Origin of the sequence: Variovorax sp. J22P240 (assembly GCF_030316855.1) — a bacterium.
In the GTDB taxonomy this organism is placed as follows: domain Bacteria; phylum Pseudomonadota; class Gammaproteobacteria; order Burkholderiales; family Burkholderiaceae_C; genus Variovorax.
Window position 1 is genome coordinate 79,033 of record NZ_JASZYR010000010.1, and the last position, 19,115, is coordinate 98,147.

The following is a 19,115-nucleotide window of genomic DNA, read 5'->3' on the forward strand; positions in this document are numbered from 1 at the left end:
TTGGTGCTGCAGCACAGTGGTCGAGGGCGAATGCGCTGGCCAGCGACTTGCGCATCCGCGCTGAATACCGAGGCTTGCTTCGGTTGCTCGGACGCGCCCACCGTTGTGTTTCCGGGCTGCGGCATGTGGACTTCTCGCTGCGCGCGAATCGCTTCAGTTCACGGATTCGCCGCGATCGGTCAGCCGATCCAGTTCTTCCATGACCATTCGTCGGCCAGTGTCCGAACCCAGCATCTCAAGCGGGATTCGTCCCAGCGACTCATCAAATCTTCGAAGCCAGTGATTGGCGTTGCTTTCGCTCGCGAACACGCGCTTCGCCTTGCATGACACGCACGCTTCAGCCTCGAAGAGCGCGACGATTCGGTCAGCGTTGCCCGCCATGTACAAGAGATCGACAGGCCGCCGATAGTGAAGCGCCGCGTGCTCGGTACGGAGCCAGGCGCACACAAGGCCTCTACTGTCGAATGACATGTCGTCCGGTGCGGTCTGTGCACCCATCCGCGCAGCGACAGTTTCCAATCGAACATGCGCCTCCTTCTGTTGCTTCACATCTCCCGTAGGTCTGACCATCCAGGTATGCATGCTTTTTTGCTCGTCTGCAGCTTCGGTGATCTCTAGCCAGCTGGGATAGTGGTGCAGCGCAATTTCGGCCTCGATGACGAGACGGTCAGGCAGTTGCGCACCCCATGTATCCATGTGCCCAGTGGTCTTGACGATGTCCATAAGGATTTCGCCGGCTCGAAGGAACGCGTTCATTCGTAGTTGTGGCATGGTCATGGGGCTGTACCTCGCAGAGTCAGGGGGGCGGCACACGGCGGCACGTCGGGACCTCAGTGCAGCATCGGACCTGGGGCATCGCTCTCGTCACCGATGACGTCCGCCGGCAGGTCGGAAACCCTCAGATGCAATCGCCCGATCTGGGCTGCGCGTGCGGCGCTGTCCTGGACCGCCTGACAAATCTCACGTGCGGTGAGATGCGCAAGCTTGTGCGACAACGAGCGCTCGGGCGCCGCGAAACCTGCAACGCCCAGTTTTTGGATGGCACGGTTGGCGACCGCGTGAGCGACACGAAGCGCGTCTTCGCCGCGCGGTGGCAGGATGACAAACTCCCGAAATCGCGTTCGCAGAGTGTCCGGCACCTTGCTGCTGTCGTTCGACGTCGCGATGTAGATCGCGAGGCTCGCATCGAAAGTAGTTTCCACTCCCGCATCGCGCACGGCGCAGGCGGTCAAGGGTTCCAGCAGCGAGTGCAGCGGTCCAACCGGGTCGTATTGACTCGCCCGCGGCGCCTTGTCGATCTCGTCGATCAGGAAGATGGGGTTTGCGTAGGTTCCATAGACGATCTCGTTGAAGACGATCCCGCATCCGGCTGTACCCCAGTGGCGTTCGGTCCCCAGCCAAAGCGACGAGGCCTGGGCGTTGTCCATCGACTGGATACGGATCGGCGCGCCCAGAGCTTCAGCGAGATCGCTGGTGTAATGGGTCTTCCCATTGCCCGGTGGGCCGTTCAAATGGATCGGCGGAATCGACAGTGGCCGCAGACTGAGTAACGACGCCGCGACGCGGCTCGCCACGAAATCAGTCACCGCCCACATGTGCGGGTGCGCCTCCCTCTGGCGTTCCACGGAACGGCACCACTGTTCGGGAGCGCACGCCGGATTGGCGACCCTACGGAAGGCGCCGCGCGCTGCGATCTTCTCCAGTTGGTCGGCCTCGTGCTGGCGATTGTCCCCGTCACGCGTTGCGCGCACCCGTGCGGCGGCATCGACGAGTTCCTGCCCCCGAAGCACCTGGAACGTTTGGGGCGGAAGACTTCTCTGCGGAGGTCGCTCGAAGTCGGCAATGAACGCGGCGTCGGCTTGCGCGTCCCATTCCATGGCCAGCAGGTGCTTCATGACGGTCAAGCGGCCGTCCCGGGACTCGATCGCCCGCTCTACGGTCAAGGCTTCCCGCTTTTCCTGCTCCGCTCGCATTCGGTCCTCCTCTCGCCTTTTGTTCTCCATCTGAACCGACGCGATGATGGAAGTGGGCAGCAAGGGTTCGAAGGACGTATACCAGCACTTCGCATAGCCGGCCGACAACCTCTCCTCGGTCTCGCGGTTCCTTTCAGTGGTCATGTCGAACGCCCCCTCGCACCTCTGCGACCCGTTGGCGAGTGCGGCAGACAACACCCTTCGGCGCGCGCGTGGTGCGGGTGCAGGGGACTCGATGGAGCGCTGCGGCTTCGCAAGCAGCCAACAGCCCGCACGGATCAAACTGCCCTTCGCCATCAAACCTTGCCGCCCTTCTTCACTTCAGTGCCGCCTTCCGAAGCATCGGCCTCCCCGCGGGGATCGCGGCTTCGAAAATAGGCGCGCTCGACCATCAGATAGACCCACCTGCGCCGGCTGAAACGCCGCCAGGGCCACGCCCCCTCCAGCGCTGCGCGGTACGGCTCGTCACCCCATTCGCTCCTCCATGCGGCATCGCGTTCCTTGACGCTGCCGGACTTGCAGCGTGCGCCGCTGGCTTCTGCCGGCGTCGGGCCAAGGGAATCTTTGACAAGACGGCGCACGATTTGTACCTGGTTGTCGCGTCCGCGGCCAGCGCATTCGCCGGAGCGTGCCGGGTCTGGGCCAGACTCACCGCCTTGGCTCTTCAGCGACTGACCGGCAAGCGCGGTCCTGGTCAGCATGGCTGCGCTTTCACTTCAGGTCTCTTTGGCATGTTCGCTTCCTTGCCGCGCTTTCGAGATGGGCACATTCGCGGCGATTTACTGTCTTTCCGCCAATAATTGAGCCGGTCCGGCCATGCGTCGGCCGATCGTCCAGTTTTGGTTGCTGTCAATAGTCGATTTTCGACAGTCGAATTTCGACTAGTCGATTGAAGCATACAAGGTCTCGGCCACCTCAACAAGTGGCATCCATGAAGACTTCCAAGACTTCCCCGTTCAATCGCGAGCAGTTGGCGCTGGCCGAACTTCTCAGGGATATGCGTACCATCGCCGGCCTCACGCAGGAGCAACTGGCCGAGAGCTTGAAGTGGCGCCAGACCGACGTCTCCAAGGTGGAGCGTTGCGCGCGCCTCATCGGCCATGTGGAGCTGCGCCACTGGGTCGCGGCCTTGCACACGGACATGATCGCGCTCGAGTTGGAATTCCAGGACCGACTCGAACGCCTGGGCATCGCTGCGCCATCGCCCAAGGGGGGCCTGAGACACAAGCGTCAAAAACTACGCTGAGGCCCCAAGACCACGGGGCGACGCGCGCGGTCGGCTCCTTCGAGTCCCTTGCGGTTCGGCTGTGGCTGATGCATCGGGGCGATGAAAGCGTTCAGTAAAGCAAGCAGGCGCGTGCTCGTCCCCATGCTTTGTCGCCCCGACGATTGCCCATGCCGCTGAGGGACGGGCAAGCTTTCGCGCTTCGGCGCTGGCCTTCAGCTAACGCCCCCCTGCCCTGCGCGAGAGACTCGCGCCAGAGGAACTTCTGCAGCCAGTCAAATCGATCATCGAGGACACGGCACCCGCCCAGTGAACTCGTGGCGGCCTTCACCGCGACAGCGCGAGCACCCCTCTGCGCGTCAGGCGCCATCAAGCTGCCCGAAGCGGGAGTCTTCTTGAACCTGTGGACGCATCGTTGTATTCTCATCTAGACTAGTCGATATTCGACTATGCTTTCACCATGGAGGTCGAGTTGCCACGGTCGATCTCGACTCATCCATCCCTGGATGGATCGGCTCGTTCGCGCAACGCGGCGGATGACAAGGGGCAAGCCACTCGGGGGGAGGCGTCGATCCCCCCGAGCAGGATCGCGCATCGTTGGCCCGGGCGGTCCGGACCGTCGTCAGCAGTGAGGAGAGGAAAGAGACATTCGTATGCCCGCCGCGCGCAACTCCAGCAAAGCGAGCGCCAAGGTCCCGGCGAAAGGACGCGTCGCACGCGCCAGCGGGAAGGCGCCGGTTGCACGTGCGAAGCAGGCCCCACCAGCGGCGCGCCGTCGCCGCCCTGCCCGAGCGACGTCGCGCCAAGCCCCATCGGCGGTACCGGGCGAGGCACGTCCGACACCAGCCGCCAGCACAACCAGCACAACCAGCATTGCGGCACCGGAGCACGAGACGGGTCAGACGCCATCGGCCTTGCGTCGCATCGATGCCCGTTCGATTGGCCACTCGAGATGGGCGAACCGCATCCACGAAGACGCTGACACGCCCGAGTTTCAGGAGCTCAAGGCAAGCATCCAGCGAGCAGGGGGCAATGTGCAGCCGATCAAGGTCCGTCCGATCCCGCCTTCTGTGCCCGCGGGTGCGGTGGCCGCGCAGGGCGCGTTGCAGTTCGAGATCGTGTTCGGTCACCGCCGCCATCGCGCCTGTCTGGAGTTGGGCGTGCCTGTCAATGCGATCGTGGCGTCGATGGATGACTTGCAGCTGTTCGCCGAGATGGATCGCGAGAACCGGGCGCACCGGGCGCTTTCGCCGTTCGAACAGGGACAGATGTTCAAGCGCGCACTGGACGCGGGCCTCTTCGCGTCGGTCCGACGCTTGGCGCAGGAGCTGACCATTGACGTGAGCCTGGTGAGCAAATCGATCGGCATTGCAAGCCTGCCTGAGCCGGTGCATCAGGCGTTCTCCTCGCCGAACGACATCCAGTACCGATGGGCACGCCCGTTGAAAACCGCGTGCGCCGCGGCGTTGCAGCGCACCATCGACACCGCCACGCGTCTGAAAGCGCAGAACAGTGCCGCCTCGGTCAGGCCCAGCCGCATCTTCCAGATGCTCGTGAGTGAAGCGGGTGTCCAGGGTGAGGATGCGCAGGAGGTCTGCGGCAAGCAGGCTCATGCCGCCTTCAAGATCGATCGTCGCGGGCGGCTGGCCATCTGGTTTGACCGGCGGTTGAGCGAGGCCCTGGTCATGCGACTGCGAACGTCGCTTGAGAAATTGCTCAATGAGTAGTGGTGCTGGGGGTGGTGCGGGCCCCAAGGCGCGCATCCCCAGAGCCCCATGGAAGCAGCCCGCGACACCCTGCCAGGCAGGACTTGCAGTTACACGGCACTTACAAATTCGCGACCTGAACGCTGCGCTTCGAAGAAAGAAGAGCGCGCGAAGCCCCTCTCATGCGCTGCAAAGCCGCCTCACTTCGCTGCCTGGTCACGGCTTGTCCGTGGACACCGAACAACCATGCGCCGGGACATTGCCCGGCGCCCCCTGCCCCCAATGGCGGCGCGGCAGCGGGGAGCGGACCCGCGATGCAACCGACGCCGCCCCACGACCGCCGACAGACCTTACGCAGCGCACCTGCGGGGCGCGGCCTTGTGCCACGCGTCGTACAGCGCGTCAGCCCACGCCTGCAGGATCGGACGCAAGCGCTGGATGGCCACCTTCCGGTTGTAGACGCGGTACACCGCAGACCCCACCTTGTGGTCCAGTATCAACTCGATCTCGTCACGAGAGAACCGGCGCTCCCCCTGCCGAGTCGTCTGATCGTTGGCCCAGGTGGAAAAGGTACTGCGCCACCCGTGGGGACAATGCACCCCCTGCAGCCCCAGGCGGTGCGAGTAATGCCGCACCAGGGTGTTTTCGGTGATGTGGCGGGCGGTATCGGTCGGACTGAAGAAGACCCACTCGCTGTGCCGATCCAGGCTCTTGAGCAACTCCGTCGCTTGCCGGGGCAATGGCACGATGTGATGGGAGCGAAAGTTCATGTCTCCATGCCCGCCGCCGCGAACCTTCACCTTCATGAGCCCGCGCGGGATGCTCCATACCGTGCAGTCCGGGTCCAGATCCTGCCACCGCATCAGCACAATGTTGCCGGGCCGTTGCGCCAGCAGCGCACACATCTGCGAAGCGCGCACGGATTGCCATTCCGCATTGACATTGTGGTTGTCACGCAGGATCTGCCCCGCGTCGGCCAGGTCCAGCACGGCAGGAAGATGGCGTTCACCGCGCTCGCTGGTCAGGCGATAGGCCCGCAGCGTGGGCGTTTCAGCAAGCGCAGCCAGCTCGGTGTGCTTCACCAGGCCGATGGCTTGCGCATACTTGGCGACGTTTTGAATGATCATGCGCAGCTTCTTCCCGGTGCTCACCGACTGCTTGGTGCATGCGCTCAGCGCGCCGACGGCCATCGGAACAATGATCTCGTTCAGGCGCGCATTCCACAGCGCTCGGGGCCTCAGCCAGCGCTCGCAGATGCCCTTCATCTCACGCGCGTACTTTTCGGTCCACAAGTCGGCCTCACAGCTGGCAGCCCACCAGGCATCGCAGACAAAGCCGAACGTGGCAGACTGGTTTTCAAGTCGCATGGCCGCCAGCGCTACGGCCTTGTGGGCCGTCCCGTCAATGCCCAAGTGGGCGAGTTGACGGGCAGCAGCCGCAGCCTTGCGGGCTGCCTCCAGGGTGAGTTCAGGATACGCGCCGAGGGTGACCTCGCAGACACGCGGGCGCTCGTCCTGGTCATCGCGCTCTGTTTGGTCATCGCGCTCTCCTGGGTCATCGACCCCAACAGGGCGATCGGGCATGGTCACGCGGACCCGCCAGACCCGTTGACCTCCGGGTACGCGCTGATGCAAGTACAGACCGCCCCCATCGCGCAGCTTGGCCGAGTGCTCGGCATCGGTGCACCCCGGCCAGTCCTCGACGATCACTTCGTCAAGCAGATTCTCCTGCCCCCGCCGTGGGGCCACCGCGGGCAGTTCAGGCAACTGATTTTGTTTCTCGTCCATGATCAAACTCCTCAAAAGTTGAAGGAAGAAGCGAGGTGTCCGGACGAGTTCGACGGTAGGCATCGCCGCATTTGTGGCGTACCGGCAGAAAGACCGCATTTGGAAGGGGGGGCGGGAGCGCACCAACGCGAGGGCGAGTGCAAATCGGATTCGACCCGTGCTCACCTCGCCGTGTTGAATCGTTCAACGCGCCACGCGCGACTGGGCGCCAACGCGCAGGTCGACGTGGCCAGATCATGGCGCTGCACACAACGGCGTGGGACTGGGGCCTCGCGCAAGCCCCACCAATGGCGCGATTTTGCGCAAGACGCCTGAAAAGCGCCGGGTCCCAGGGCGCGTACCCTGAACGAGATTTCCGTACCCTCTCGCGTCCCCGGTGCCGCATGGGCGACGGGGTGCCACGCACGCTGGAAGGCATGGCCCCAAAAACAAAGGGTGCCCCATTTCTGGAGCACCCTTCGAGGGAAGATGGCGGAACCGGAGGGATTCGAACCCTCGATGAGGCTCTACACCCCATACTCCCTTAGCAGGGGAGCACCTTCGGCCACTCGGTCACAGTTCCTGAGCCGTCGATTATGCCATCCTTCAGGCGGCTGGTTGATCCAAATCGAAAGCTTTGTGTAGCGCGCGCACGGCGAGTTCCATGTACTTCTCGTCGATCACCACCGATGTCTTGATCTCGCTGGTGGAGATCATCTGGATGTTGATGCCCTCCTCGCTCAGCACGCGGAACATCTTGCTCGCGACGCCGACGTGGCTGCGCATGCCGATGCCGACGATGCTGACCTTGCAGATTTTGGTGTCGCCCACGATGTCGGCCTCGCCCAGCGTCGGCAGCACCTTGGCCTTGAGCAGGTCGACCGCCTTCGCGTAGTCGTTGCGGTGGACGGTGAAGCTGAAGTCGGTGCGTCCGTCCTTGCTCAGGTTCTGGATGATCACATCGACTTCGATGTTCGCGTCGGCGATGGCGCCGAGGATGTGATACGCGATGCCCGGCTTGTCAGGCACGCCAAGCACGGAAATTTTGGCTTCGTCGCGATTGAACGCAATGCCGGATACGACGGCTTGTTCCATGTTTTCGTCTTCCTCGAAAGTGATCAGCGTGCCAGACTTGGCTTCTTCGTTGATGTCGATGTCCCAGGGCGTGAAGCTCGAGAGCACGCGCAGGGGCACCTTGTACTTGCCGGCGAATTCGACCGAGCGAATCTGCAGCACCTTGGAGCCCAGGCTCGCCATCTCGAGCATTTCCTCGAAACTCACCGTGGTCAGGCGGCGCGCATCGGGCTCGACGCGCGGGTCGGTGGTGTAGACGCCATCGACGTCGGTATAGATCAGGCACTCATGAGCCTTCATCGCCGCCGCGATGGCGACCGCGGAGGTATCGCTGCCGCCACGACCCAGCGTCGTGATGTTGCCACCCTCGTCCACACCCTGGAAGCCGGTGATGACCACCACCTTGCCGGCATCGAGATCGGCGCGGACGCGCTCGTCGTCAATGCTCTCGATGCGTGCCTTGGTGAAGGCGCTGTCGGTCTTCACCTGCACTTGCCAGCCGGCGTAGCTGACGGACGGGAGACCCTCGGTCTGCAGCGCGATGGCCAGGAGCGCGGACGACGCCTGTTCGCCGGTGGAGGCCAGCATGTCGAGTTCGCGGTTGTGGTCGTCGCCGGGTTTGCCGGAAGCGAGTTCCTTGGCCAAGCCAAGCAGGCGATTGGTCTCGCCGCTCATGGCGCTCGGAACCACGATCATCTGATGGCCGGCGCGAGCCCACTTGGCCACGCGCTTGGCGACATTCCTGATGCGCTCGGTCGAGCCCATCGACGTGCCGCCGTATTTATGAACGATCAATGCCATGGGTGAAGTCAAAGAGAAGGGTTCGGGCGCCGCAATGCCGACGTCCGTGCGCCCGTCGAAACCGACTTCGGCGCAAAGTCCGAGGGCTACGACAAGGGCGGGGCATTGTACCAACGCAGTGTGTCGCCTTCCCGTTCGACCCTGCCGGCAGCAATCTTGAGGCTGATGCGATGACCACGCGTGGCGCATGCGGCGATCTGGTCGAGGAGTTGCTCGAGCTGCGCCTCGCTCGGGACCGAGCCGTGGTCGCGCTTGAGCCAATGGCGCAATGCGTTGGCAAGACGCTCTCGCGGCAAGGCGCGCAGCACGGCCAATCGAGGGGGCGAGCCTGCCTCCGAAATGTCCCTGGAGCCGACGTCGGCCAGCAAGGCCGATGCCTTCGCGGCGTTGCGTGCCGAGCGCGCGAATGTCTCGCGGAATTGAGGCAATGCAGCGGCCAGCGCCGGCAGCACCTGCTGGCGAATACGGTTGCGCGTATAGCGCAGGTCGCCATTGCTCGGATCGTCCATGTGGGGCGTGCCGCTGGCTGAAATCCAGTCACGCAGCGCGCTTGCATGGACGTCGAGCAGCGGCCGGTGGAAGTGCACGCCGTGTCGCAGCATCTGCCGCGGCATGCCGGCCAGACCGTCGGGTCCGGCGCCGCGGCTGAGGGCAATCAGCATCGTCTCGACCTGGTCATCAGCATGCTGCGCCAGCGCGACGTGCTTCAGGCCCTGCGTCTGGGCGAGACCGGCGAGCGTCAGGTAGCGCGCGCGGCGCGCGGCGTCCTCGGGGCTCTCCCCAGGTGCATGACGGGCATCGACACGCCCCACATGCAGGGGAACACTCAGGAGCGCGCAGGTGGCCCTGCAAAGCGCCTCGAAATCATCGGCAGCGCGCTGGAGGCCGTGATGCACGTGCAGCGCATGCACCTGCCCCGGCCAAAGCCGTGCGGCCGCGTGCAACAGTGCCGTGGAGTCGGCGCCGCCACTGTAGGCCACACCCAGCGGCAACGGTGCCGTCCAGGATGCCAGTGCGTGGGCGGCAGGATTTTCCATCGGAGACGGCGCGAGGCAGGCACGGCCCGCCCGGCCTTACTTGCCGCTGTCGGCCTTGGTGTCGGCGAAGCGGCCGTAGCTCTGCAGACGCTCGTAGCGGCGATTGAGCAATTCCTTGACCGACAGATCGCTCACCTGACGGAAGGCATCGTTCAATGCACGCTTGAGGAAAGCGGCCATTTGCCGGTGATCGCGGTGCGACCCGCCGACCGGCTCATTGACGATCTTGTCGACCAGGCCCAGCGCCTTGAGACGGTGCGCGGTGATGCCGAGCGCATCGGCAGCTTCCTGCGCCTTGTCGCTGGTCTTCCAGAGAATGGAGGCACAGCCTTCGGGGCTGATGACGGAATAGACCGAGTACTGCAGCATCAGCACCTGATCGCCCACCGAGATCGCCAGCGCGCCGCCGGAGCCGCCTTCGCCGATGATGGTCACGATGATCGGCACCTCGAGCTGCGCCATCTCGAAGATGTTGCGGCCGATGGCTTCGGACTGGCCGCGCTCCTCGGCGTCGATGCCCGGGTAGGCACCGGGCGTATCGACAAAGGTGAAAACCGGCAGCTTGAACTTCTCGGCGGTCTTCATCAGCCGAAGCGCCTTGCGATAACCCTCCGGTTTGCTCATGCCGAAGTTGCGCGCCGTGCGCTCCTTGGTGTCGCGGCCCTTCTGGTGACCGAGCACCATGCAAGGCGTACCGTTGAAGCGCGCCAGGCCGCCCACGATCGAAAGGTCGTCCGCAAAATGACGGTCGCCGTGGAGTTCCACGAAGTCCGTGAAGATCTCGTTCACATAGTCGAGCGTGTAGGGGCGCTCGGGATGCCGGGCGATCTTGGTGATCTGCCAGGGCGTCAGGTCGCTGTAGATGTCCTTGGTGAGCTGAAGGCTTTTCTTGCCCAGTTGATCGATTTCCTCCGAGATGTCGACCGCGGATTCGGTCTGTACATAGCGCAGTTCTTCGATCTTGCTTTCGAGTTCAGCGACGGGCTGCTCGAAGTCGAGGAAGGTTCGTTTCGCCAACGTCTTCTCCTGTTATTCAGTATGCGACCGGTAGCGGGTCGAGCGATCTCCAAATATACCAAGTCGCAACGCTACAGTAAGGGGCCCAGGCAACAGCCACCTCGCGCGCATCGCTGCGGCTGACGGGGTCGCCCGAGAAGTAGTTCTGGCTGATGCCGTTGATCAGCCCGAGGTCATCCAGAGGCAGCACATTGGGCCGCATCAGGTGGAAGATCAGGAACATTTCGGCGGTCCAGCGGCCGATGCCGCGGATCGCGACCAGCTCCGCGATGATCATCTCGTCGGACATGTTTTCCCACGCATTGACGTGCACGGCGCCCGAATCGAAATGGAGGGCCAGGTCGACGAGATACTCCACCTTGCGAACCGACAGGCCCGCCGCACGCATGTCGTCGACCTTGAGCTTCAACACGCTGGCCGGCGTCATCTTGCGGGGCAGCTTGGCGAAGCGATCCCAGACGGACTGGGCGGCCTTCACCGAGACCTGTTGCCCCACGATGCTGCGCGCCAGTGTGGTGAAGGCATCGCCGCGAGACTCGAGGCAGGCGTCGCCGAAGCGCGGGATCAAACGCTTCATGACGCGATCCTTCTTGGCGAGGTGCTTGCAGGCTTCTTCCCAGTAGTCCGGCGTGAAGACCTGGACGATCGGTTCCTTGGCCACGACTGTCGTTCTCGCCGCGTTCACTGGGCCGACGTCCAGGTCGTGCCGGTGGGCGAGTCCTTGAGCACGATGCCCTGCGCGAGCAGGTCATTGCGGATACGGTCGGCTTCGGCGAAGTTCTTTGCTGCCTTGGCATCTGCGCGCTGCTGGATCAGGGCCTGGATGGACGCCTCGTCCAGCGTCGTTCCCGCCTGCAGGAAACCCTCCGGGTCGCCCTGGAGAATGCCGAGACAGGCGCCCAACGCCTTCAGCAAGCCGGCCGACTCGGCCGACTTGGTGCGATTGACCTCGCCGGCGAGGTCGAACAGCACCGCCACGGCTTCGGGCGTGCCGAAATCCTCGTCCATCACGTCCTTGAAGCGGGCCGCGTAGGCGTTGCTCCAGTCGATCGTCACTGGCGCCGGCGCCACCAGATGCAGCGCGGTGTACAGGCGCTTCAACGAATTGCGCGCGTCGTCGAGGTGCACGTCGCTGTAGTTGAGCGGGCTGCGGTAGTGGGCCCGCACGACGAAGAAGCGGACGGTCTCGGCGTCGTACTTCTTCAGCACATCGCGAATGAGGAAGAAGTTGCCCAGGCTCTTGGACATCTTCTCGTCGTCGATGTTGATGAAGCCGTTGTGCATCCACGTGCGCGCCAGTGGCTTGCCGTTGGCGCCTTCGCTTTGCGCGATCTCGTTCTCGTGATGCGGGAACTGCAGATCCGCTCCGCCGCCGTGGATGTCGAGGGTTTCGCCCAGGAGCTTGCACGCCATGGCCGAGCATTCGATGTGCCAGCCGGGACGGCCCGGACCGAATTCGCTGGGCCACTTCACCTCTTCGGGCTCGGCGGGCTTGGCGCTCTTCCAGAGCACCGGGTCGAGCGGATCGTCCTTACCGTCCAGCACGGCGACGCGCTCGCCGGCGTGAAGTTCATCGAGCGTCTTGCCGCTGAGCTTGCCGTAGCCGGGAAACTTGCGGACCGCATAGTTCACGTCGCCGTTCGGCGAGCGATAGGCAAGGCCCTTCTGTTCCAGCGTGGCGATCATCGACAGCATCTGCGCAATGAACTCCGTCGCGCGAGGCTCGTGCGTAGGCCGTTCGATGCCCAGCGCGTCGGCATCCTCGTGCAATGCAACGATCATGCGATCGGTGAGCGTACGGATGCTTTCGCCGTTCTCGACGGCGCGGCGGATGATCTTGTCGTCGATGTCGGTGATGTTGCGGACGTAGTCGACCTCAAGGCCCGATGTCTTGAGCCAGCGCTGCACCACGTCGAAAGCGATCATCGAACGCGCGTGGCCGAGATGACAGTAGTCGTACACCGTCATGCCGCACACATACATGCGCACCCTGCCTGGTTGCAGAGGAGAAAATTCCTCCAGTTCACGCGAGAGCGTGTTGTAGATGCGAAGACTCATGAGGCTCGGAAAACGTCGGTTCGCGCTCGTGCAAGAACGGGCGAAGGACAGTATTTTTTCAGGGGTGGAAGTGGTGTGGCAACGAGGAACTGGACGTGGACCCTCGGCTACAATCCTGCCCATTGTAAACGGCCACCGACGGATATTTTCCGCGTGTTTACGAAGGCCCGCATCCCTCTTTCTCTCGAGGCTTCATGAAGCACGCCGCTTTCTCGTTCTCATCCGTCCTCCGAATTTTCCCGGCCCTGCTGCTGGCGCTGACGGTCGGCATGGCGTATGCAGACGACTATTCCGACGTCAATGCGCTCCTGCGCCAGGGCAAGGCGGACGAGGCGCTGGCCAAGGCCGATGCCTACATTTCCGGCAAGCCGCGCGACCCCCAGATGCGCTTCCTGCGCGGTGTCATCCTGACCGAACAAGGCAAGCAGACCGAGGCCACCGCGGCCTTCACTCAGCTCACCCAGGAATTCCCCGAGTTGCCCGAGCCCTACAACAACCTCGCCGCGCTCTATGCGGCACAAAGCCAGTTCGACAAGGCCCGCGCCGCGCTCGAAATGGCGATCAAGCTCAGCCCCGACTACGCCACAGCACACGAGAACCTCGGCGACGTCTACGTGCGCCTCGCAGCGCAGTCCTATGGCCGTGCGCAGCAACTCGAATCGGGCAACGCGACCGTGCCCCCGAAGCTCGCGCTGATCCGCCAGATGTTCAGCACACCCACGGCCAGCTCGCTGCCTGCGGCGACGCCGGCCGCCCGCAAACCCGTGCGCCAGTAAGGCACGTGCAGACCGCGCCGCGGCGCAACTCCTTGTCGAAAGCGATGCTCCCGTGACACTTCAAGCCCTTTCGCGCCGCACGGCGCTGGTCCTGGCCACGACGCTGGCCATCGCAGGAACCGCCAGCTGGGCGCAGAACGCCCCGCGCGTGAAACTCGCCACCTCGGCCGGGGACATCGTGATCGAACTCGCGCCGGAAAAAGCGCCGAAGTCGGTCGACAACTTCCTGCAGTACGTCAAGGACAAGCACTACGACGGCACGGTGTTCCACCGCGTCATCGACGGCTTCATGATCCAGGGCGGCGGCTTCACACCCGACATGAAGCAGAAGCCGACGCGTGCGCCCGTGCCTCTGGAAGCCGGGAACGGGCTCAAGAACGACAAGTACACGGTCGCGATGGCGCGCACGTCCGACCCCAACTCCGCCACGTCGCAGTTCTTCATCAACGTCGTCGACAACGCCCGCCTCAACGCGCCCAATCCGGACGGCTACGGCTACACCGTGTTCGGCAAGGTCGTCTCCGGCACCGAGGTCGTCGACAAAATCCGCGCTGCGCGCACGGGCAACAAGGGCGGCATGTCGGACGTGCCCCTCGAAACCATCACCATCCAATCCGCCACCTTGGCGAAGTAATCCGAAGGAGCCCCTATGAGCAACCCCCAAGTCGAACTGCATATCAAGGACCAGGGCGTGATCACGCTCGAACTCGATCAGGAGAAGGCGCCGAAGTCGGTTGCGAACTTTCTCGAGTACGTGACCAAGGGCCACTACGACAATACCGTGTTCCACCGCGTCATCCCCGGCTTCATGGTGCAAGGCGGCGGCTTTGAACCTGGCATGTCGCAAAAGCCGACCGGCGCAGAGATCCAGAACGAAGCCAACAACGGCCTCAAGAACGACAACTACACAGTCGCGATGGCTCGCACCAGCGCGCCCCACTCGGCCACAGCGCAGTTCTTCATCAACGTGGCCGACAATGGCTTCCTGAACCATACCGCCCCCTCGGCACAGGGCTGGGGCTATGCCGTGTTCGGCAAGGTCGTCGAGGGCAAGGAAGTGGTCGACAAGATCAAGGCTGTGAAGACCGGCCGCAAGGGCTTCCATGACGACGTGCCGCTCGAAGACGTCGTGATCGAGAAGGCCGTCGTCAAGAGCTGAGTCCGCGCATCGTGGTGTTCGCCGAGATCGTTGCACCTGCAGGCTGGCGCACGGTCGATCTCATCTCCGACCTCCATCTGCAGGCCTCGGACGCGGCGACCTTCGGCGCCTGGCAGGGTTATCTCGAGACCACGCCGGCCGATGCGATCTTCATCCTCGGCGATCTGTTCGAGGTCTGGATCGGCGACGACGCAGCCGCCCTGCCCGGCTTCGAGGCGCAATGTGCCGAGGTGCTTCGTACGGCGACCGCGCGCCGTCCGATCTACTTCATGCACGGCAACCGCGACTTCCTGGTCGGCGACGCATTCGCGGCCCAGTGCGGGCTGACGCTGCTCGACGATCCCACCGTGCTGGCACTACACGACAAGCGCTGGCTGTTGAGCCATGGCGACGCCCTCTGCCTCGAAGACACGGAGTACCTTCGATTCCGGGCCCAGGTGCGGAAGCCGGCGTGGAAGGAAGCCGTGCTCGCCCGACCGATGGAAGAGCGCCGCGCGCTGGCGCGCTCGGTGCGCGCGCAGAGCGAAGACCGCAAGCAAAGCCCCGGCATGGTCTGGGCCGACGTCGACGCGGACGCCGCACGCGATTGGCTGCGCCAGGCCAAGGCCACCACGCTGATTCACGGCCACACCCACAAACCGGCCACGCACTCGCTGGGCGACGGCCTCGAACGCATCGTGCTGAGCGACTGGGACGTCACCGCGCACCCGGCGCGGGCACAGTTGCTGTGCATCTCCAGCGCCGGCGCCAAACGCGTCGACCTGCGCTGATGTTCTCCTGGCTGCGCAGCCTGCGCGCGCCGCCCCGAATCCCCGATGCTGCCTGGCGGGCGACGCTCGCACGCTACCGCTTTCTCGGCGAACGACCGGTGGCCGACGTGGAGCGCCTGCGGCAGCTCGCCGCGGAGTTCCTGCGAGACAAGCGCTTTCACGGTGCGCACGGCTTCGTCATCACCGACGAAGTTGCACTTGCCGTGGCGGCGCAGGCCGTGCTGCCCGTGCTGCACCTGAAAGGTGGACTCAACTGGTATGACGATTTCGTAGGGATCGTGGTGCATCCTTCCGAGGCTGTCGCACTCCGCCAGACGACCGACGCTACCGGCGTGGTCCATGAGTACGAAGAGGTCGTGGCCGGCGAGGCCATGGACCGCGGACCGGTGATGTTGAGCTGGCAGGATGTGCTCGCGAGCAGCGTCACCCGCGCCGAGGGTTACAACGTCGTGATCCACGAGTTCGCCCACAAGATCGACTTGCGCGGCGGCGGCGAGTTCGATGGCTGCCCGCCCCTGCCACCCGGCTTCCGAGGCACATCGAGTTCGCGGGATGCGCGCGCTGCGTGGTTTGCGGTGTTGCAGCCGGCCTTTGACACCTTCCGCGAGCAAAACATACTGGCGGAACGCTTTGGTGGCGAGCCGCCTTGGCTGGACGACTACGGCGCACAGTCGACTGGCGAATTCTTCGCGGTCGCCTGCGAGGCCTACTTTGTGAATCGTGCCCGCCTGGAGGCCGACTTCCCGGCGCTGGTGTCGTTGTTCGACGAGTTCTTCACGTCCACGGACAAGGCGTGATCGCCGGCCTGCGCGGAGGCAGGCCGACCGCTCTCTTCTACTTGCGAAGAAGCGCCTTCAGCGCGTTCTGCAGACGACGTGCCGATGCGGCATCGTGCGCTGCTGCCAGCACCTTGCCGGCATCCTGACCCCAGGTCTGCGCCGGCGCGGGATCGCCGCGTCGTGTCAGGAGCTTGAGCTGCAAGGCGCGTCGCGCTTCGAGCTGCTCCGCAGGCGTCGGCACTTCTGCCGCCATTTCGAGGCGCAGCAATGCTTCAGCCGCATCGTTGGCCTGTGACGATGGCGCGGAACCCAAGGCCTGCGACCAGCTGCTGCGCACCGCCGGCGTGACGGCACGGCCCAACTCCTGGACGCTGGGCAGTTGCGCGGCATCGCGCTTCTCCCATGCGCCGAGCACCTGCGTGAGCGCTTCACCATGGGCCTGTGCCGCGAGCTTGCGCAGTGCGAGATCGGCGCGTTCGAGCGCTTCGCGTTGCGCGCGGAACGCCGCATCGCCCAGACGCGGACCACGGTCCTCGAAGCGCGGCGGGCGGTCGCCGAAGCGGCCGCCACCGGCGGGTGCGCCGCGATCACCGCGGTCACCAGCGCGCGGCGTCCGCTCGCCTGGACGGCCAGCGGGTGCACCGCGGCTGTCACGGCGATCGCCGAACTTGCCGCCACGGCCGGTCGGTGCGGGTTCGGCCTTCTTGTTCCCTGGTCGGTCATCGCCACGAACCGCAATCACCGGCTTCGGCGCCGGCTTCGGAGGCGCTGCGGGTGCGGAACTAGGTTCGGCTGCTTCTGCATCGGAACGTGCCGACGGGTCAGCTCCGTCGGCAGGCGCGACCAGATCGGCTTCGGTCGCGGCCGCCTCGGCCGGCACGCCAGAAGGCGCCGATTCGGCATCTTCGGGCGTGGGCGATTGTCCGGCGCTTTCGCCGAACTCGGCCGCGGCCTGACCCGGTGCCACCACCTCCGTGGCGCCCACGGCTGGACCGTCGGCCTGCGCGGCCTGGGCCGGCTCGGCAGCCGCAGTCTTGGGTGCTGGCGGCGGCGCTTCGCCGCGCATCGCCGCTTCCAGTTGCGCCACGGCGGCGCGGATCTTCTGCGCGTCGCCGGTGCTGTTGGCAGCTTCGAGCGCCTTCGACGCGTTCAACACATGGCGGTCGTGCTCGCTCATTGCGGCCGAAGCCTTTTCGCGGTCAGCGCTCTTGCGATTGAAGGCCTCGTCGATCGGGGCGCGGAAGGCGTCCCACATCTTCTGTTCGTGGCGGCGGTCGAGTGGCACCGACTGCGCTTCAGCCTGCCAGCGCTGCTGCAGCGCCTTGACGGCGTCGATGCGCAGCACCGGCGTGGCGCCGAGTTCGATGGCCTCGGCGATCATGGCCTGCCGACGCTCGACGCTCGCCTTCTGCGCGGCCTCGAACGGCGCGCGTGCGGCGCCAAAGACCTCATTCCATTGCGCCTGGAGTTCTGCAAACACCTTCTCGCCGACGTGACCGGCATCACGCCAGCGGTCCGCGAACTGATGCAGTGCGCGGTTGTGAGCCTTCAGGTCGGATGCCTGCGCATGCTCTGTCGCCCATGCCTTCACCTCCTCGACCAGCGCGACGCGCTGGGCGCGGTGCTCGGCAGCATCGGCGCGGACCTTTTCGAGCCAGGCTTCAACCACCTTGTGGGCTTCGTTGCACGCCTCATCGAAGCGCTTCCAGAGCGCGTGGTTGGGCACGCCACCCTGATCCGACTGCTTCCACTGCTCGCGCAAGCTGCGCAAGGTTTCCTGCATCTTGCGGCCGCCCAGGGCTTGGCCCTCGGGGCGCTTGAGCAGGCCCTCGGCCTTGGCGACCAGCTCCTCGCGAACCTTGTCGGCGCTCCAACGCTGCCAGCCTTCGAGTTCGCCGGCGGCGACCAAGGCCGCATGCACGCGGGCTTCGAGCGGAGCGTCGACCAGCCGACCGTGCTCCTTGAGCACCGCACGCAGCGCAGCGGCCGCTCCGGCGCTGGCCTTGCCGTGGCCTTCGGCTGTTTCCTGTTCGAGCTTGGCCAGCGCAGCCTGCACTGCGTCTTGCGCAGCGGCGCGCTTTTCGGGATCGACCTTCGGCGCCGCAGGCTTCTGTGTCACAGCCGGCGCGGCCTCGGGTGCACCACCCCGCGCGATACGCAGTTCGTCGGCCCACACGGGCACAGGCGGCAGCGGCGCAGCGGCATCGGCTGCGGCGGCCTGGGCCTGGGCCAGTGCACCATGGAATGCGTCGGATACCACCAGCAGTTGCGCCTTGGAGGATTCGAGCTGGGGCGCAAACCTCGCGTCGAGGCTGCTCCAATTGCCGTCGGCGGTGATTTCCGCGGCCTGTTGCTGCCAGTGCACAACGTCGGCACGCAGGGCTTCCTCGGCGGCCTGCGCGTCGCGCCAGCTCTTGGTCGACAGCACCTCGAAACGCTGCGCCAGCAGCACGGCTGCTTCGCGATGGACTTGTGCCCGATGCTGCAGATCTTCGATGCCCTTCACGCGCTCTGCGAGCCGGAACTTGAACCCTGCCAGCGGCTCGCGCGACAAGGGAGCACCCGCCTTGGCCGCGTCGCGCTGCCAGGCGAGCGCGTCGGCGATGTTGAGCTTGGGCTGCGCCAGCAAGGCCTCCGCCTTGTGCGTCCACTCGACGGCGATGGCCTCCTGGTCCTTGGCGCGCCGGAGTTCATCGAGCTTTTCGCGCAGGGGACGCGCCGCGCCCTTGTCGCGACCGCTCATTTCCTTGAACACGTCCTGAACGCGCTCGGGCGCCGGGTTGCTGGCGAGCCACTCGCGGATGCGCTGCGCACGCTCTCCGGAAGTGGACGCAGTGAAGGCGCCCCCGGTCAACGTGTCGAGGGACTGGATGTCGTGAGGCTTGGAGGAAGTTGAAGTCACTGCGCGAATGTCGTTATCTGTGGAGAAAAAGCGAAGGCGCCGGCAATTGCCGGCGCACCGCCCCATTTTCAC

General features: G+C 64.8%; 17 protein-coding genes and 1 tRNA gene. 7 read left to right on the top strand and 11 right to left on the bottom strand.

Annotated features, from left to right (window positions below; genetic code table 11):
- Positions 1-153: 153 nt before the first annotated feature.
- From QTI24_RS21790 to QTI24_RS21800, 3 genes are all read right to left on the bottom strand, one after another.
- On the bottom strand, positions 154-777 hold the full coding sequence (locus QTI24_RS21790; protein ID WP_286603336.1) for an MbcA/ParS/Xre antitoxin family protein: 624 nt from the start codon (positions 775-777) through the stop codon (positions 154-156).
- A 53-nt stretch (positions 778-830) separates the two neighbouring features.
- Entirely contained in the window at positions 831-2,117 is a 1,287-nt protein-coding gene (locus QTI24_RS21795) for an AAA family ATPase (RefSeq protein ID WP_286603337.1), read from the bottom strand.
- Between the two features lie 152 nt (positions 2,118-2,269).
- On the bottom strand, positions 2,270-2,674 hold the full coding sequence (locus QTI24_RS21800; protein ID WP_286603338.1) for a hypothetical protein: 405 nt from the start codon (positions 2,672-2,674) through the stop codon (positions 2,270-2,272).
- Positions 2,675-2,904: 230 nt separating this feature from the next.
- Between QTI24_RS21800 and QTI24_RS21805 the strand changes: the two genes are divergently transcribed.
- Together QTI24_RS21805 and QTI24_RS21810 are read left to right on the top strand one after the other, a co-directional pair.
- Positions 2,905-3,219 carry a helix-turn-helix domain-containing protein gene (locus tag QTI24_RS21805; protein ID WP_286603339.1) on the top strand — a complete coding sequence of 105 codons (315 nt, stop codon included), beginning with the start codon at positions 2,905-2,907 and terminating at the stop codon, positions 3,217-3,219.
- 893 nt (positions 3,220-4,112) lie between these two features.
- Complete coding sequence (locus QTI24_RS21810) at positions 4,113-4,925, top strand: ParB/RepB/Spo0J family partition protein (RefSeq protein WP_286603340.1); 813 nt, start codon at positions 4,113-4,115, stop codon at positions 4,923-4,925.
- 329 nt (positions 4,926-5,254) lie between these two features.
- On the opposite strand, the gene QTI24_RS21815 is transcribed toward QTI24_RS21810, so the two are convergent.
- The 7 genes from QTI24_RS21815 to cysS all read right to left on the bottom strand — a co-directional run bounded on the left by QTI24_RS21815 (position 5,255) and on the right by cysS (position 12,657).
- Positions 5,255-6,691 carry a tyrosine-type recombinase/integrase gene (locus QTI24_RS21815; protein ID WP_286603342.1) on the bottom strand — a complete coding sequence of 479 codons (1,437 nt, stop codon included), beginning with the start codon at positions 6,689-6,691 and terminating at the stop codon, positions 5,255-5,257.
- 469 nt (positions 6,692-7,160) lie between these two features.
- Positions 7,161-7,253: transfer RNA gene (locus QTI24_RS21820), tRNA-Ser, on the bottom strand.
- Positions 7,254-7,276: 23 nt separating this feature from the next.
- Positions 7,277-8,545 carry an aspartate kinase gene (locus tag QTI24_RS21825; RefSeq protein WP_286603343.1) on the bottom strand — a complete coding sequence of 423 codons (1,269 nt, stop codon included), beginning with the start codon at positions 8,543-8,545 and terminating at the stop codon, positions 7,277-7,279.
- An 86-nt stretch (positions 8,546-8,631) separates the two neighbouring features.
- Positions 8,632-9,582 (bottom strand): tRNA lysidine(34) synthetase TilS, encoded by a 951-nt coding sequence (gene tilS, locus QTI24_RS21830; RefSeq protein ID WP_286603345.1) that lies wholly within the window; start codon positions 9,580-9,582, stop codon positions 8,632-8,634.
- 36 nt (positions 9,583-9,618) lie between these two features.
- The gene (locus tag QTI24_RS21835; protein ID WP_286566588.1) at positions 9,619-10,599 is read right to left on the bottom strand and encodes an acetyl-CoA carboxylase carboxyltransferase subunit alpha; all 981 of its coding nucleotides are present in this window, start codon (positions 10,597-10,599) and stop codon (positions 9,619-9,621) included.
- A gap of 16 nt (positions 10,600-10,615) precedes the next feature.
- Positions 10,616-11,260 carry a DNA-3-methyladenine glycosylase family protein gene (locus QTI24_RS21840; RefSeq protein ID WP_286603347.1) on the bottom strand — a complete coding sequence of 215 codons (645 nt, stop codon included), beginning with the start codon at positions 11,258-11,260 and terminating at the stop codon, positions 10,616-10,618.
- Between the two features lie 20 nt (positions 11,261-11,280).
- On the bottom strand, positions 11,281-12,657 hold the full coding sequence (gene cysS, locus QTI24_RS21845) for a cysteine--tRNA ligase (RefSeq protein WP_286603348.1): 1,377 nt from the start codon (positions 12,655-12,657) through the stop codon (positions 11,281-11,283).
- Positions 12,658-12,851: 194 nt separating this feature from the next.
- Here cysS and QTI24_RS21850 point away from each other — a divergent pair, with 194 nt between their 5' ends.
- From QTI24_RS21850 to QTI24_RS21870, 5 genes are read left to right on the top strand one after another with little or no spacing between them, the layout of a single operon-like run.
- Positions 12,852-13,433: a tetratricopeptide repeat protein gene (locus QTI24_RS21850; RefSeq protein ID WP_286603349.1), complete on the top strand. Its 582-nt coding sequence runs from the start codon at positions 12,852-12,854 to the stop codon at positions 13,431-13,433.
- Positions 13,434-13,485: 52 nt separating this feature from the next.
- A complete protein-coding gene (locus tag QTI24_RS21855) occupies positions 13,486-14,067 on the top strand; it encodes a peptidylprolyl isomerase (RefSeq protein WP_286603352.1) in 582 nt (193 codons plus the stop codon).
- Positions 14,068-14,082: 15 nt separating this feature from the next.
- The gene (locus QTI24_RS21860) at positions 14,083-14,592 is read left to right on the top strand and encodes a peptidylprolyl isomerase (protein ID WP_286603354.1); all 510 of its coding nucleotides are present in this window, start codon (positions 14,083-14,085) and stop codon (positions 14,590-14,592) included.
- Positions 14,593-14,603: 11 nt separating this feature from the next.
- Positions 14,604-15,362, top strand: a complete 759-nt coding sequence (locus QTI24_RS21865; RefSeq protein ID WP_286603355.1) for a UDP-2,3-diacylglucosamine diphosphatase — start codon at positions 14,604-14,606, stop codon at positions 15,360-15,362.
- Positions 15,362-16,159, top strand: coding sequence for a M90 family metallopeptidase (locus QTI24_RS21870; RefSeq protein WP_286603357.1), 798 nt, complete (start codon positions 15,362-15,364; stop codon positions 16,157-16,159). Before QTI24_RS21865 ends, QTI24_RS21870 begins: the two co-directional genes overlap by 1 nt.
- Before the next feature lie 37 nt (positions 16,160-16,196).
- Here the strand turns inward: QTI24_RS21870 and QTI24_RS21875 are convergent, their stop codons facing one another.
- Complete coding sequence (locus QTI24_RS21875) at positions 16,197-19,043, bottom strand: DUF349 domain-containing protein (protein ID WP_286603358.1); 2,847 nt, start codon at positions 19,041-19,043, stop codon at positions 16,197-16,199.
- Between the last annotated feature and the right edge of the window lie 72 nt (positions 19,044-19,115).